Origin of the sequence: Aliivibrio sp. S4MY1 (assembly GCF_028765545.1) — a bacterium.
Taxonomy (GTDB): domain Bacteria; phylum Pseudomonadota; class Gammaproteobacteria; order Enterobacterales; family Vibrionaceae; genus Aliivibrio.
On sequence record NZ_JARACP010000009.1, the window covers coordinates 118,774 to 134,069 of the forward strand.

Consider the following 15,296-nt stretch of genomic DNA (forward strand, 5'->3'; position numbering starts at 1 on the left):
TGTGAGCTTCAATTAGAGTTTATACCAATCTTTGATTAATATTCGACGACTTTAATTTTATGGAACATGCGATACAACACAGGAACCACAATTAAGGTCAGTACGGTTGCGAAACCTAGACCAAACATAATGGTTACCGCCATTGGTTTAAAGAAGGTATCTGGTAATAGTGGGATCATACCTAAAATGGTCGTAATTGCTGCCATACAAACCGGACGAACACGGCTTAACGCGGCATCAACGACTGCATGGTAAGGTTCTTTTCCTGAGTGTATTTCTATCTCTATTTGATCAAGCAGTACGATACCATTTTTCAACAGCATGCCACTTAAACTCAAGAAGCCAAGCAGTGCCATAAAGCCAAATGGGGTATTGAGTAAGAGCAGACCACTGGTTACACCAATGAGTGCCAATGGCACCGTTAACCAAACAATCACCGACTCTTTCACACTGTTAAACAAGAACACAGTCACTAAGAACATGAACAAGTAACCCATTGGCATGGTTTGGAACAATGACGCTTGTGCATCACGAGACGATTCATATTCACCGCCCCACTCCAAACTATAACCAGTCGGGAAATCAATCGCTTCAATTTGTGGCTGTAAACGCTTTTGTAATGTTGCGGCCGTTTCTTCCCCTAAAATATCAGGGTCAGCCATTACCGTTAGCATACGTTTACGGTTTTTACGTACAACCAGTGGATCTTCCCAAATTACGTCATAACCTAGCACCACTTGTTGTAATGGTATGTATTGTGACAGCGCTGGACTCCAGATCTTCATTCCTTCAATGGTGCTAATATCTACACGTTCATTTTCAGGCAAACGAGTAACGATTGGCATCAATGTTGTCCCATCACGATACACACCAATGGCTTTACCTGAGAACGCCATTTCAAGCAGTTCATTAACATCCGTTTTGGAAATACCGTATCGACGCGCCTGACTTTCATTAAATTGAGGTTCAAGCACTTTAGTACGCTCACGCCAATCATGACGTACGTTTGTTGCGCCTGGATCTTGGTGCATGACTTCAATGACTTGTGCAGCTAAACCACGCAATATAGTTGGATCAGCACCTACAATACGCGCTTCCACTTTTGCACCACCACCTGGCCCTAACTCAATCAGTTTTAACTTGTATTGAATTTGAGGATAGTTGGCTTCGATATGTTGACGAAGCTTGTCCATTAAATCAGGTAACGCTAAGTAATCATCCACACGCGTCATTATCTCACCATAAGCTGCATAGCTCTTCTCTGGTGCGTAAGTCAGCATGAATCGTTGTAGACCTTTACCTGCGGTTGTTGTTACATGTTCAATATGTTTTTGCTCTAAGATCCACTCTTCTAACTCTTTTAATGTTGCATTGGTTGAACGAATATCCGTCCCTTCAGGCATCCACACATCCACCATGAAGATTGGTGTTGTAGAAGATGGGAAGAAAGACTGTTTAACTTTAGTAAAGCCATACATGCTTCCACCAAGTGCAATAACCAAAATGATCATCGTCACCGCTGAGTAACGCATACAGAACTCAAGGAATCGCTTATAAATAACAAAGATCATGCCATTGTATGGATCTTTTTCTTCTAAGCTTTCCTCGTCATTTTGCACTGTCTCTTTAAAGAACAAAGAAGCGAAAAACGGAGTAAGAGAAATGGCAGTAAACCAACTCAGCATCAGTGAAATAAGCAGAACAGTAAATAAGGTTCCACAATATTCACCGGTTGCATCATCCGATAGACCAATAGGCGCAAAAGCAGTTACCGCAATAACGGTTGCACCTAATAATGGCCATTTAGTTTGCGTAACAATATCGGTAGCGGCTTGCAGGCGAGTTCGTCCTTTTTGCATACCAATGAGTATGCCTTCGACCACCACAATGGCGTTATCCACGAGCATACCAAGAGCAATAACCAAGGCACCAAGAGAAATACGCTGTAAGTCAATCGCAAAGTACTTCATAAAGACAAATGTACCTGACACTGTCAGTAATAAAATAAGGCCAATCAATAAACCTGAACGTACGCCCATGAAGAACAGTAAAACGATGATAACGATAGCAACGGCTTGACCAAGACTGACCACAAAACCACTTACTGATTTATCTACTTCTTTTGGTTGGCTGTAGATCTCTGAAATATCAATACCAATGGGCTGTTGTTCTTTCAGCTCTAACATTCGCTGATCAACCAGTTTCCCGATCTCGACAACGTTAACGCCAGCACTAAAAGAAATCCCCATATTCAAAGCAAAGTTACCATTAAAGTTAACTAAATTGCTTGGTACTTCAACATAACCACGTTTAACTTCGGCAATGTCTTTTAGATAAATAAGGCCTTGTGCCCCGCCTTCGGTAATAATTAAATCACCAAGTTGTGACACATCTTCAAACTCGCCCGTTGGGTGTATTTGAATGTATTCAGATCCTATTTTTACTGCACCTGCACTCGATACTGTATTTTGGTTTGATAGTAAGCCGTATAAAGTTTGAGGTGAAATACCAAGGCTTGTCATGCGTTTTAATGACGCTTCAATAAAGACTTGCTCTTGTTGCACACCAGAAACAGAGACTTTACTTACCCCATCAACTAATTCCAGTTCACGACGTAAATAATCAACATAATCAAGCAACTCTTTATAAGAATACCCTTGCCCAGTAACGGCTAAAAGTACGCCATATACGTCACCAAAATCATCAATAACGGACGGTTCACCAACACCCGGAGGTAATTGACGTTTCAAGTCATTTACTTTTCGACGCAGTTCATCCCAAATTTGAGGAAGATCATCAGGCCCATAATTGTTTTTCATGGTTACCGTTATTTGTGATAAACCACGACTTGAAAGTGAATTTACTTCATCAACATAAGTTAATTGTTGAATTGCTTTCTCTAAAGGATAAGTAACCTCTTCTTCAACCTGTTCAGGGGTTGCTCCTGGATAATTGGTTACCACCATGGCGTCTTTAATGGTGAAGGCTGGGTCTTCTAATCGCCCCAAGCCAAAGAAAGCAGATGTACCACCAATCATAAAGATCAGAGTCAACATCCAGCTAATCACTTTATTTTGTATAAAGTAAGCCGCAATTCCTTTTTCTTGACTCATTATTTATCCTCCGTATTGATGATATTCACTTTTAGGCCGTCACGTAATCGCGAGACACCGGCAATAACAATACGATCTCCTGTTGAAACACCATCGACAACTCGTAATCCAAACGAGGTGGCTTTACTTGTTACCACTTTTTGCTTTCTTACTTTATTGTCAGAATCGACTACCCAAATGTATTTTTCTTTTTTATCAATTTCATCACCATCTTCATTAAAGATCGCTTCAATAGGAATGATTAACCCAAATTGGCTTGCTACATTTAATGAGCTCTGCTCTGTAGTGACTTCAACAGCCATACCATCCAAAATGAATTGATCTTCTGGCATTGGCATCGTTAAAGTAACGAGATACGCTCCAGATTCTGGATCAGGTTCTGTTGTATACTCTTTCACTTTTGCATCGTAAGACTGCCCATTATCAAGACGAACAGATGCTTGGATTTGCTCTACAACCCCTTGATTTGGTTGCTTTGAATATAATTTATCTGGGACTTGAACAATAATATCCACTTCATTTCGATTATGTATATTCACTATCTGCTGACCAACTTGAATCGTTTCAAATTGCTCAACACTAACTCGTGAAATAACACCATCTATTGGTGCTTTTAGTTCAGTAAAACTGAGTCGTAGTTTTGCTAGCTCTAAGTCTGCTAATGCAATTTGACGCTGTGCTGCCAACTCATCAAATTGAGATTTAGCAAGCAGACCTTTCTCAACTAACGGTTTTGAACGTTTATATTGACTGTTTGCAACGCTGTATCTTGCGCGCGCATTATCGACATCAATGTTGAAGTCGGTTTTATCTAGAACTGCTAATACTTGTCCTTTTTTAACCGTCTCACCTGCACGAACATTAAGCTCTTTAACTTCACCAGAAAGTCTAAAACTTAAATGAGAACGATCGGCCGCTGTTGCAACAGCTGGAAGATAAAGACTATCGCTAACTAAACCTGAATCAATATTTTTAACGATAACGTTAGGAGCTTCTATTTCTGAATCCATAGGGGCAGGACTGCAAGCGGTCAGTAATAACGAGGTAGAAAGTAAAGAAAATCTCATTAATTTTTGCATAATTATAATCCTCTCTCCTTAACCCATTTACGTACTTTCATTCCTTCTTCTAGCCCAGAAATACCTGAAGATACAATTTGCTCAGAATCATTAAGCCCCGAAACTACTTGTCGTTTTTCATTCAACTCTATCGCGACTTTCTCAACAATACCTTGCTCAGATACACGCCAGACATAAGTGGTCTCACCGTCTTGTTCAATCGCTGAAAGCGGAAGCTTCTCACTACCACCTTTTGGAATCGTTACTTTCACTTGGCCTGACATTCCCGGTAATATGCCTAAGTCTTTTGGTCTTGGCATGCTCATTTTTACCGTGTAACTTGATGTCTTGCTATCTGCTTCGGTATCAATTTCTTCAAATTCTAAAGGAAAACTAACCGTTGGGAATGAATCGAAAGTAACGGAAGCGGAGACTTGAGTAAAACTAAAGCGTTGCAATAGATAATCAGGAAGTTGAAAGGCCACATATAAGATATCATTAGTTTGAATATGCATAATGGGTTGTTTCGCAGTGACGTATTCGTAATTTTCAGCAGGTAATAACGAAATGGTGCCATCATAAGGAGCACTTAATTGGGTATAGCTTAAATTAGCACTGGCTTGATCTAACGTCGCTTTCGCTGTTTTTCTGTTCGCTACAGCACTGTCGTAATCTTGCTCTGAGACGACTTTGTCTTTACGCAGTTTTTTAATACGTTGGTATTGAACATCAATCAGTCTGTACTGTGCTTGTGCCTGCTTTTGAATCAAACGGTACTCATCAGGGTTTATTGTTGCTAGTAACTGCCCTTTGGTAACTAATTGACCTGCATGAACATCTAAGCTATTAAGTTGACCGGGAACTCGAAAGGCAAGAACCGCTTTATCTCCGGCTTCAGCTTGCGCTGGAAACAATCGAGAGGTTTCATGATCGCCAACAGTGACGGTCATTATTTTAGCTGGTCGCGACTCTGGTTCAGCGATCTCTGGGGCTTGTTTTCCACACCCAATAAGAAGCGTTGAACTTAACACCGTCGCTACCATCGTTTTTTTGAACATAAACCGTTCCTTGTAATGGTATATAAAAGAATTATTCCTCATATCCCTACCGTCATCCAGTCAATAAGAATAATAAGTTATAAAAATAGTCTTATTTATTCTTTTTTATGATTTTTCCCTTTTTCATACTCAGCACGAAAATCAGGCATAATTTGATCGCAAATACCAAAATATGGAGCTTCACGTAACCCTAAAATATAGGCTTCTTGAGAACAATAGATAGTCGTTCCAGAGGTATGCCCTTCTAAGTACGCATTATAGAATGCTTCCGTAACCTCCTCCTCTGGCTTTACACTTTCTAGAGTTTCCTTTTCTTGAACTAAAAAGCCATTTTTTGCTCTTTGCTCTCCATATTGGAACCAATCATCCGTATTTTTTTCTTTTACTTCAGATTGTGAAGCTGTACAGCCAACTAATAACAACATCATTAGACTAACAACTTTCTGTTTCATACTTCCTCCAAGAACAATCTAAATCACACAATATCAACAACATAATAACTCAGTTTAGACTTAAATAGTTAACATTAAAAACACAAGTATAAAAAAAGCACTCTATTTATGAGTGCTTTCTTAAATCCTAGAAATATAAAATCAATTAATTCATTTCAGCGATTTTAACTTTCCATGTATCTGGGCCGATTTGATGTGCATTTTCCCCTGTTGAATCAACAGCAACCGTTACTGGCATATCTTCCACTTCAAACTCATAAATAGCTTCCATTCCTAAGTCTTCAAAAGCCACTACTCGTGCTTTTTTAATCGCTTTAGCTACTAAATAAGCTGCACCGCCTACTGCCATCAAATACACGGCTTTTTTATCTTTAATAGAAGCAACCGTTGCTGGGCCACGCTCTGCTTTACCGATCATACCCATTAAGCCCGTATCAAGCATCATATCGGTAAATTTATCCATACGAGTGGACGTTGTTGGGCCAGCAGGACCTACGGCTTCATCACCAACCGCATCAACTGGGCCGACGTAGTAAATAAACTTCCCATTGAAATCGACGCCCTTAGGTAAACCCTCACCGCTTTCAATCATGCTTTGAAGGCGTTTATGTGCCGCATCACGCCCTGTTAATATCTTCCCTGTTAACAGAACCGTTTCACCTGTTCGCCATTCTTGTACGTCTTCTTTTGTGATCGTATCAAGATTAACTCGGCGTGTATTAGCACCGGCTTCCCATGTAATATCTGGCCACTCTTCAAGTTTTGGTGGCTGTAAGTCTGCCGGACCTGAACCATCAAGTGTAAAGTGAACATGACGAGTCGCAGCACAGTTTGGGATCATGCATACGGGTTTTGATGCTGCATGAGTTGGTGCTGATTTGATTTTTACATCAACAACGGTTGTTAAACCACCAAGGCCTTGTGCACCAATACCAAGCTTATTCACGCGATTAAAGATATCAAGGCGAAGCTCTTCTTCTGCGTTTTTAGGACCACGATCGATCAACTCTTGAATGTCGATATGCTCCATTAATGATTCTTTTGCTAATACTGCTGCTTTTTCAGCGGTTCCACCAATACCTATACCTAGCATTCCTGGTGGACACCAACCTGCTCCCATTAATGGTAAGGTTTTTTCTACCCATTCAGCCACATCATCTGAAGGATTTAACATCACCATTTTTGTTTTATTTTCAGAGCCGCCGCCTTTTGCTGCAATCTGAATCTCAACCTTATTACCTGGTACCATATTAATATGAACTACCGCAGGCGTATTGTCTTTTGTATTAATTCGCTTACCCGCAGGATCAGAAAGTACTGAAGCTCGAAGTGGGTTATCTGGATTCGTGTACGCCTGACGAGTTCCTTCATCAATCATTTGCTGGACGGTTAAATCTCCTTCCCAGCGTACATTCATGCCTATATTAACAAAGCAAGTTACTATCCCCGTATCCTGACAAATAGGACGATGCCCTTCAGCCGACATACGTGAATTTATTAAAATTTGAGCAATCGCATCTTTTGCCGCTTGGCTTTGTTCTCTGTGATATGCTTTTTCTAGTGCTTGAACAAAATCAAGTGGGTGGTAGTAAGAAATATACTGTAATGCATCAGCCACTGAGCTGATCACGTCTTCATTGCGGATGATAGTTTCTTTACCAACAGTCATCATTAAATCCTCTTATATATATGCTTCCATGGCGTGTTAAGTCTGTTTTTTTACTTAGTGACGTGAGTGTTCACCAATCTATTATTTTCTTTTAGAACAGCCAATATGATACTCTTGCTCCCCATCCAAGGCTATCGTTGCTCATCACATTCTGGTTATAAAACTTAAAATGAACAATCAATTAGATGCAAAACCACTTATTACCCTACTTGATTATCAATCTACTTCTGTGGTTGATTTATTTTCTGCCATTGAAAGCCAACCTTGGGCAATGCTGCTGCATTCATCAGCCAAAGAACATGTTGATAATCGTTACGATATTTTAGTGGCAGATCCAATCGCGACATTGCAAACCCACCAAAAGGTTACTTGTATTAATGTCATAGGAAAGCAGCCAGTAACCAGTGAAGCCTGCCCTTTTAAACTGCTTGCTCATTATCAAGAACGACTAACGCCTCATTGCCATTCAATAAAAGATCTTCCTTTTATTGGCGGAGCGTTAGGTTACTTCAGTTATGACTTAGGTCGCCGGGTTGAATCTATACCTAGTATTGCTGAGCGAGATATTCCAACCGCTGATATGGCTGTTGGGATCTATGACTGGGCTCTAATTGCTGATCATAAAACGTGTACCCTCACTTTAATACAACCACACGGGAGTAATCGTCTCGATTGGCTACAGCAATTTATAGCTATAAAAGAAAAGAAAGCTGATTTTAGTTTAGTGTCTAAATGGCAATCAAATATGACTCAAGCGGAATATAGCACTAAATTTGACACGATTCAGGAATACCTTAAATCAGGAGATTGCTATCAAATTAATCTTGCTCAACGTTTTCATGCTCAATACCAAGGTTCAGAATGGCTAGCGTATCAAAAATTGGCAACCCAAAATGGTGCACCCTTCTCTGCATTTATTAGAACCCCTGAACTTGCCATCTTATCCGTCTCACCAGAGCGTTTTTTACAGGTAAAAGATCGTAAAATAGAAACCAAACCAATTAAAGGAACTCGCCCTCGCTCAAGCGATCCGGAGCTAGATGCTAAAGAAGCAGATATTCTTCGCCATAGTGCTAAAGATCGCTCTGAAAACTTAATGATTGTGGATTTATTGCGTAATGATATTGGCCGAGTCTCCACTCCTGGCTCAGTCAAAGTGCCTAAGTTATTTGATATCGAAAGTTTTCCAGCTGTACACCATTTAGTCAGCACTATTACTGGTCAATTAGATGATAACTATACTATTAGTGATTTACTTAGTGCTTCTTTCCCTGGCGGATCGATCACCGGAGCCCCTAAAATCCGAGCTATGGAAATTATTGAAGAATTAGAGCCTCATCGCCGTAACTTATATTGTGGCAGTATTGGTTATATTAGCCGTTGTGGGAATATGGATACGAGTATTACTATACGTACCTTAATCGCCTACCAAGATACAATATACGCTTCAGCGGGTGGCGGTATTGTTGCCGATAGCCAAACTGAACTAGAATATGAAGAGACACTGCATAAGTTAAGCAAAATTTTACCCATTTTATAATTATAAGGATCGGTTTATGGATACGCATTTACTTTCTTATTTGTTACTTCATAAACCAATTGATTACAGTTCCAGTTTACTCTCCCATCCACGACTAACGAGCGGCAACTTTAAGTCTGCTGCTGTTCTTGTCCCTATCGTAAAAAGAGAATCTGGTTTCAACCTAATTTTAACTCAACGAGCGTCACATTTACGTCATCATCCTAGCCAAATTAGCTTCCCTGGAGGCAAGGTTGAACCCTTCGATTTATCCCTAATTCATACTGCTATTCGTGAAACAAATGAAGAAATTGGCATTGATCCTGCTCACATTAAACCATTAGCAAAACTTAACACAATACCAACAATATCTGGCTATAAAGTAACCCCAATCATTGCATTGATTGATGAAAATTATACCACCGCAATCGATTACGGTGAGGTTAGTAGCACATTTGAAGCACCGATAAATCATCTAATTAACCCAAAAAACACCTACAAACACCACATATTTAACAAAAAACATACCTACGATCTGATTTTCATTCCTTTTGACAAAAAACTCATTTGGGGTGTGACCGCTGAAATAATTCACGCAATGAATTACATTACAACTTAGAAAAATTATCATTAACGATAAGTTTTACTAATACTTGATTTACAATTACCGTGAACAATATCAATTATTTTTCGATCTTTGTTCATCTTTTTTCATTTTCCGATCTGGGTCAAAGTTTTTCTCGTCAAAATAACGACAATAGCGCCGTTCCCAAAATTCCTGTTCTAAAAATTAAGAGTAAAATTATGCAAACAACAAATACTGCATCAATAGATGCAAAAAAAACAAAGTGGACTTATCAAGACTTCACTTGGTGTCTTTCTCTTTTCGGTACTGCGGTAGGTGCTGGTGTTTTATTCCTTCCAATTAAAGCTGGCGCTGGTGGTTTTTGGCCTCTAGTTATCCTTGCATTAATCGCAGCACCAATGACTTGGTTCGCACACAAAAGTTTGGCTCGTTTCGTTCTTTCTGCTAAAAACCCAGATTCTGACATTACCGATACGGTAGAAGAGCATTTCGGTAAGACAGGCGCGAACCTAATCACTTTTGCCTACTTTTTCGCGATTTACCCAATTGTACTGATTTACGGTGTTGGCATCACAAACACAGTAGACTCTTTCATGATTAACCAAATGGGCATGGAATCTATTCCACGCTGGTTATTATCTGGTGTTCTTATCACTCTGATGACATGTGGTGTTGTATTTGGTAAAGAACTAATGCTGAAAGCAACTTCTGCAATGGTTTACCCTCTTGTATTCATCCTAATGGCACTTTCTGTATACCTAATCCCTGGTTGGAACACATCTATGATGTCTGTTTCTCCTGATTGGGGCTCAATGCCTTCTGTTGTTTGGTTAGCAATCCCTATCATCGTTTTCTCTTTCAACCACAGCCCAGTTATCAGCCAGTTCTCTAAAGAACAACGTCGTGTATACGGTGAAAATGCAGTTGCTAAAACTGACATGATCACTGGCGGTGCGGCAATGATGCTAATGGGTTTCGTTATGTTCTTCGTTTTCTCTGTAGTTCTTTCTCTATCTCCAGAGCAACTAGCACAAGCACAAGCACAAAACATCTCTGTACTTTCTTACTTAGCAAACGTACATGAATCTCCACTTATCTCTTACTTAGGTCCAATCGTTGCTTTTGCTGCGATTACTTCAAGCTACTTCGGTCACTTTCTTGGTGCTCATGAAGGTCTTGTTGGTCTAGCTAAGTCTCGTTCAAAAGCACCTGTTGCTAAGCTTGAGAAATTCTCTCTTATCTTCATCGTTGTTACTACATGGATCGTTTCTATCATCAACCCAAGTATCTTAGGTATGATTGAAACTATGGGTGCGCCAATGATTGCCGCTATCCTATTCCTTATGCCTGTATTCGCAATGCGTAAAGTTCCTGCAATGGCGAAGTACAAAACTTCAGCACCTGTGCAAATCTTTACAGCATTATGTGGTGTTGCAGCAATTACTTCTGTAATCTACGGCGCTCTTTAATAACTAGTTTATAAATCCTTATAAGCATTAGTTACACGAAGTTAATAATAATGATAATAAAGCCCCCTCTTTTGGGGGCTTATTCGAGGTAATAACATGATTAGTGTTTTTGATATCTACAAAATCGGAGTTGGTCCTTCTAGCTCCCACACCGTTGGTCCAATGAAAGCTGGTAAAGAGTTTATCGACGATTTACGTGGCATGGGCAAACTGCGTGATATCACTAAAATCACTGTTGATGTTTACGGTTCATTATCACTGACAGGGAAAGGTCACCATACTGATATCGCTATCATTATGGGTCTGGCAGGTAACACGCCAGAACACGTAGATATTGACTCTATTCCGGGCTTCATCGCTCGTGTTGAAGAAACAGAGCGCTTACCTGTTGGCATGCACTGCCATACGGTTGAATTTCCAAAAGAAGGTGGAATGAATTTCCACACAACTAACCTATCACTTCACGAAAATGGTATGCAAATCCATGCGTGGGTTGATGGCGACGTTGTTTACTCTAAAACATACTACTCTATCGGTGGTGGTTTTATTGTTGATGAAGAAAACTTTGGTAAAGAAGTTGAATCATCAATCCAAGTTCCTTACGCATTTAATTATGCCTCTGAATTAATTGATTTATGTAAAGAGAATGGACTATCTATTAGTACATTAGTAATGAAGAACGAACACGCTATTCTTGCAGAAGATGAAGTTCGTACTTACTTTGCAAAAATCTGGAAAACCATGCGTGACTGTATGGAAAAAGGCATGAACACTGAAGGTATCCTACCTGGACCTCTACGTGTTCCTCGTCGTGCAGCGGCACTTCGCCAGCAACTACTGACTTCTGAAAAGACGTCTAAAGACCCAATGGAAGTCGTTGATTGGGTAAATATGTACGCATTCGCTGTAAACGAAGAGAATGCTGCAGGTGGCCGAGTTGTTACTGCCCCAACAAATGGTGCATGTGGCATTATCCCTGCTGTTTTAGCTTACTACGATAAGTTTATTCAAACAGTAACTGAGAAAGATTACATCCGTTACTTTGCAGCTTCAGGTGCTATTGGTGGCCTTTATAAGCAAAACGCTTCAATCTCTGGTGCTGAAGTTGGCTGTCAGGGCGAAGTTGGTGTAGCTTGTTCTATGGCTGCTGCTGGTCTTGCTGAACTTATGGGTGGAAGTCCTGAGCAGGTATGTATGGCTGCTGAAATTGCAATGGAGCATAACCTTGGTTTAACTTGTGATCCTGTTGCTGGACAAGTACAAGTACCTTGTATCGAGCGTAATGGTATTGCTGCCGTTAAAGCAATCAACGCAACACGTATGGCACTTCGTCGTTCATCTGCTCCTCGTGTTTCACTTGATAAAGTTATTGAAACAATGCTTGAAACAGGTAAAGACATGAACGCCAAGTACCGTGAGACTTCTCAAGGTGGCTTAGCGATTAAAGTTATCTGTTAATCAGAACAAACTTTACTTAAAGCAATAATGAGGGCGTATATCGCCCTCTTTTTATTTCTCCTATTCTACTTTCCTCTTCTATACTAAATATATGCACCAATTTGATGAATAAATCACCTTTACTATTAACAAATGAATCAGTTACTGCAATAATGCAGTCATGCAAATAATTAGTACATTTCAATTATGAATAAGAAAAAACATACTCTTTCACCAAGAGCTCAGAAATTAAGAGCAGAATGGACAGGAATGGAAAGTGAACATCGTTTCATTTCACACTCATTTAATTGCGTTAAAATCCATATTCATACACCTGATGACGGTATGTATAACCGCTCTGTTGGTTGCCTAAAAGAGGGCCGAGAAAAAGCCCTAAAAGAAGCAATTAAACAACGAAATAAAGTCGGTAAAGAATTATGGGGAAATTGTTGGAACATGGTTCTTAACTACCCTAGCCTGTTTGAGCGCTTACCTCACAGCTTAGAGCCTGATATCATCACGAAAAAACGCACCTTACTTTCTGGTGAAGTGCGCACAACAGATTACTATATCGTTCGTTGGAAAGAGATCGTTGATGGTGAATATAAGCCAAAGAGCCGATTGTTCTCTCATGGTAACGGCAACGACAAATTAAGCGCTTACAGTAAAGCAAAGAAAGTCATGCTTGAAGTAAATAAAGAATTTTTACCTATTTTGAAAAAAATGGGACGCTTTAATATCGTTAAAGTGATCTAATTTAAATCTTCATATACAAAAATGGCGGATAAAATTATCCGCCATTTATATTTCGATTAAATCAACCTTAAAGATACTACATCCCTCTTTTAGTCGAGTTATAACCTCGTAAATAATCATATTTAAACTCTTTACTGATATCGTCACACACTCCAGTATAAACTCCACCTTTAGTTCCTAATTCAAATGCGTCTTGTCCGCAATATTCTTGTAATCCCTTTTTATATCCCGCAACGTACGCATCATAATTAGAGACTTTAAGCTCCTTGCCATCTAAAAGATCAACTATTTGTTCTTTAGATTCAAAATTCCAACCTTTTTGGCCTGTTTCTAAACCATAAGTAGCCCAATCGCTGTCCTGTGTAGATGTTAATGGTACTGTATTTGAACAGGCTGCTAGAAAAAGTGAAACCATTATAACTAAAATTGCTTTCATAACTTCTTACCCTCTTATTTATCTATTCATCCATGTGCCGTATAACTAAATTACATTCCACCAGCGGTTGAATGCATTCCATTAACATAATCTTCGCGGAAAAAGGGATCTATTCGATCACATATGCCATTGTACTGCTTCCCTACGACACCTAGCATATAAGCACTTTGATCGCAGTATTCTTTCTGACCTTTAGTATATCCATCTAAATAAGCTTGATAATTCTCTTCGCTTACCGCTTTACCATCCGACAATTTGACTAATTTGCTTTCTGATTGGACAATCCAGCCTTTCATTGCTCTGTCATAACCAAAGGCTTGCCAATCACTAGCTACCTGGGAACTTGGTGGTGGTGTTGTTGAGCATGCAGCTAAAAGTAAAACAGTAAAAAGAACCGTTAAATATTTCATCATTCTGACCCTCTACAATAAACACATTATCTATTACGTTAAGTGTATCAGGTCAGATCATTAATATTTATAAAACTTGGCTAACCAATAGTAAAAAACCAAATAATAAGGTTAACCCCAGCGCTACATGACCACCTTCAGCTTCATAAATGTGAGCTGACGTTTCATTGTCATTGCCTTTTTTCTTTCTCAGCGAAACCACCATTGCTAATGGAATAAAAATAGCAAGGAAAACTAAAATAACGCCCGCATAACCTAATACTGATAGAAACTGATCTGCTGCTAGACTCGCGCCCAATAGAGGTAATATAAAAGTACACACATAAGTCACTATCTTATTGTGTGAAATCATGTCTTTATTTTGATTATAAAGCGCCATTGCTACCCCAAGAAATGAAGTCAACAACGCCAATGAAGTAAAGATAGAAAGAATAATTTCAATGTATTCATTTTTTGCACTAAACGTTTGAATCAAATCTGAAATATTAGAAAAATGCGTTATATCATCTGCATTCAAATTACCCACAACTGCATAAAGCCATACTAAATAACAGATCAAAGGGATTACTGAGCCGAGAATAATCATATTTCGTAGCTGCTGACGGCTTGCTTCTTTGTTGTAGGCAACTAACGATGGAATAACAGGCATTGAAGCAAAACTGGTAAACAGGATCGTACTTGTACCAAATAGCATGCCTTTATCTGTATTTGTTACTTGTGTTAAGTTATCGACAGATATTCCTGGGACCAAAATAATCAAAGTAATCGCCAACATTGATATCATAAATAGAAATAAAACACGGTTAAGCTTATCTATAATTTGAGTTCCACACACCACAAACATACTTGCGACAAGTGTAAATCCGATTTGCGCTACTTCTATACTCATCTCAGTATCAAACATGGCAAATATGCGCTTTAAAAGATCGGCTGCCCCTAAGATATAAGCAATAAGCATACAGATAAGTAGCAAATAAAATAGAGCATTAGTGATCACTTGACCACCTTTACCTAACGTTCTGTTGGCAACGGTATTGATACCAAAAGCCAACTCAGTCTTTGAGCATGCCTCAGTTAAAAGTAAAGCCGAATATGTCGTACCGGCACAAATGATTAGCATCAAAAATGTGCTATAAAAAAGACCAAATTGCGCCAATACCATTGGAATTGCTAACATTCCAGCGCCAAGTGCTGTGCCAGATAAAATCAATGCACTGCCAAATAATTTAAAATTCATTACTATTACTTAATTTTAGAGATGATAAGCTCATTAAGAGCGAGAAAATGCACTCTACCGTTTCAAAAAAGTAGAGTGCTATGTAATACCAGTTAC

Annotated in this window: 13 protein-coding genes; 5 read left to right on the forward strand and 8 right to left on the reverse strand. The window is 39.3% G+C overall.

The features are described from left to right. Positions 1-35: 35 nt before the first annotated feature. The 5 genes from PVK71_RS11875 to PVK71_RS11895 all read right to left on the reverse strand — a co-directional run bounded on the left by PVK71_RS11875 (position 36) and on the right by PVK71_RS11895 (position 7,353). Positions 36-3,113 carry an efflux RND transporter permease subunit gene (locus PVK71_RS11875; RefSeq protein ID WP_274418824.1) on the reverse strand — a complete coding sequence of 1,026 codons (3,078 nt, stop codon included), beginning with the start codon at positions 3,111-3,113 and terminating at the stop codon, positions 36-38. Then, a complete protein-coding gene (locus PVK71_RS11880; protein WP_274418823.1) occupies positions 3,113-4,192 on the reverse strand; it encodes an efflux RND transporter periplasmic adaptor subunit in 1,080 nt (359 codons plus the stop codon). Before PVK71_RS11880 ends, PVK71_RS11875 begins: the two co-directional genes overlap by 1 nt. A gap of 2 nt (positions 4,193-4,194) precedes the next feature. Next, positions 4,195-5,229 (reverse strand): efflux RND transporter periplasmic adaptor subunit, encoded by a 1,035-nt coding sequence (locus tag PVK71_RS11885; RefSeq protein ID WP_274418822.1) that lies wholly within the window; start codon positions 5,227-5,229, stop codon positions 4,195-4,197. Between the two features lie 95 nt (positions 5,230-5,324). Continuing rightward, complete coding sequence (locus PVK71_RS11890) at positions 5,325-5,681, reverse strand: DUF2799 domain-containing protein (RefSeq protein WP_274418821.1); 357 nt, start codon at positions 5,679-5,681, stop codon at positions 5,325-5,327. Positions 5,682-5,826: 145 nt separating this feature from the next. Next, positions 5,827-7,353 carry a fumarate hydratase gene (locus PVK71_RS11895; RefSeq protein WP_274418820.1) on the reverse strand — a complete coding sequence of 509 codons (1,527 nt, stop codon included), beginning with the start codon at positions 7,351-7,353 and terminating at the stop codon, positions 5,827-5,829. Positions 7,354-7,519: 166 nt separating this feature from the next. Between PVK71_RS11895 and pabB the strand changes: the two genes are divergently transcribed. From pabB to PVK71_RS11920, 5 genes are all read left to right on the forward strand, one after another. Continuing rightward, positions 7,520-8,890, forward strand: a complete 1,371-nt coding sequence (gene pabB / locus PVK71_RS11900) for an aminodeoxychorismate synthase component I (protein WP_274418818.1) — start codon at positions 7,520-7,522, stop codon at positions 8,888-8,890. 16 nt (positions 8,891-8,906) lie between these two features. Further along, positions 8,907-9,488, forward strand: coding sequence for a CoA pyrophosphatase (locus PVK71_RS11905; protein ID WP_274418817.1), 582 nt, complete (start codon positions 8,907-8,909; stop codon positions 9,486-9,488). A 185-nt stretch (positions 9,489-9,673) separates the two neighbouring features. Then, positions 9,674-10,924: an aromatic amino acid transport family protein gene (locus PVK71_RS11910; protein ID WP_274418816.1), complete on the forward strand. Its 1,251-nt coding sequence runs from the start codon at positions 9,674-9,676 to the stop codon at positions 10,922-10,924. A 96-nt stretch (positions 10,925-11,020) separates the two neighbouring features. Next, positions 11,021-12,382, forward strand: a complete 1,362-nt coding sequence (locus PVK71_RS11915; protein ID WP_274418815.1) for an L-serine ammonia-lyase — start codon at positions 11,021-11,023, stop codon at positions 12,380-12,382. Positions 12,383-12,568: 186 nt separating this feature from the next. Continuing rightward, positions 12,569-13,117 (forward strand): hypothetical protein, encoded by a 549-nt coding sequence (locus PVK71_RS11920; RefSeq protein ID WP_130086821.1) that lies wholly within the window; start codon positions 12,569-12,571, stop codon positions 13,115-13,117. 76 nt (positions 13,118-13,193) lie between these two features. Here PVK71_RS11920 and PVK71_RS11925 read toward each other — a convergent pair whose 3' ends face one another. The 3 genes from PVK71_RS11925 to PVK71_RS11935 form a co-directional block, all read right to left on the reverse strand. Then, positions 13,194-13,553, reverse strand: a complete 360-nt coding sequence (locus PVK71_RS11925; RefSeq protein ID WP_274418814.1) for a DUF2799 domain-containing protein — start codon at positions 13,551-13,553, stop codon at positions 13,194-13,196. Positions 13,554-13,603: 50 nt separating this feature from the next. Next, entirely contained in the window at positions 13,604-13,966 is a 363-nt protein-coding gene (locus tag PVK71_RS11930) for a DUF2799 domain-containing protein (protein WP_338000079.1), read from the reverse strand. A 64-nt stretch (positions 13,967-14,030) separates the two neighbouring features. After that, on the reverse strand, positions 14,031-15,200 hold the full coding sequence (locus PVK71_RS11935) for an amino acid permease (RefSeq protein ID WP_274418813.1): 1,170 nt from the start codon (positions 15,198-15,200) through the stop codon (positions 14,031-14,033). Between the last annotated feature and the right edge of the window lie 96 nt (positions 15,201-15,296).

Bases quoted from the DNA above. Each gene is read 5' to 3' on its own strand.
- PVK71_RS11895 (WP_274418820.1), bottom strand. From the start codon at position 7,353: ATGATGACTGTTGGTAAAGAAACTATCATCCGCAATGAAGACGTGATC.
- PVK71_RS11935 (WP_274418813.1), bottom strand. From the start codon at position 15,200: ATGAATTTTAAATTATTTGGCAGTGCATTGATTTTATCTGGCACAGCA.
- pabB (WP_274418818.1), top strand. From the start codon at position 7,520: ATGAACAATCAATTAGATGCAAAACCACTTATTACCCTACTTGATTAT.
- PVK71_RS11880 (WP_274418823.1), bottom strand. From the start codon at position 4,192: ATGCAAAAATTAATGAGATTTTCTTTACTTTCTACCTCGTTATTACTG.
- PVK71_RS11930 (WP_338000079.1), bottom strand. From the start codon at position 13,966: ATGATGAAATATTTAACGGTTCTTTTTACTGTTTTACTTTTAGCTGCA.
- PVK71_RS11915 (WP_274418815.1), top strand. From the start codon at position 11,021: ATGATTAGTGTTTTTGATATCTACAAAATCGGAGTTGGTCCTTCTAGC.
- PVK71_RS11890 (WP_274418821.1), bottom strand. From the start codon at position 5,681: ATGAAACAGAAAGTTGTTAGTCTAATGATGTTGTTATTAGTTGGCTGT.
- PVK71_RS11885 (WP_274418822.1), bottom strand. From the start codon at position 5,229: ATGTTCAAAAAAACGATGGTAGCGACGGTGTTAAGTTCAACGCTTCTT.
- PVK71_RS11910 (WP_274418816.1), top strand. From the start codon at position 9,674: ATGCAAACAACAAATACTGCATCAATAGATGCAAAAAAAACAAAGTGG.
- PVK71_RS11875 (WP_274418824.1), bottom strand. From the start codon at position 3,113: ATGAGTCAAGAAAAAGGAATTGCGGCTTACTTTATACAAAATAAAGTG.
- PVK71_RS11925 (WP_274418814.1), bottom strand. From the start codon at position 13,553: ATGAAAGCAATTTTAGTTATAATGGTTTCACTTTTTCTAGCAGCCTGT.
- PVK71_RS11905 (WP_274418817.1), top strand. From the start codon at position 8,907: ATGGATACGCATTTACTTTCTTATTTGTTACTTCATAAACCAATTGAT.
- PVK71_RS11920 (WP_130086821.1), top strand. From the start codon at position 12,569: ATGAATAAGAAAAAACATACTCTTTCACCAAGAGCTCAGAAATTAAGA.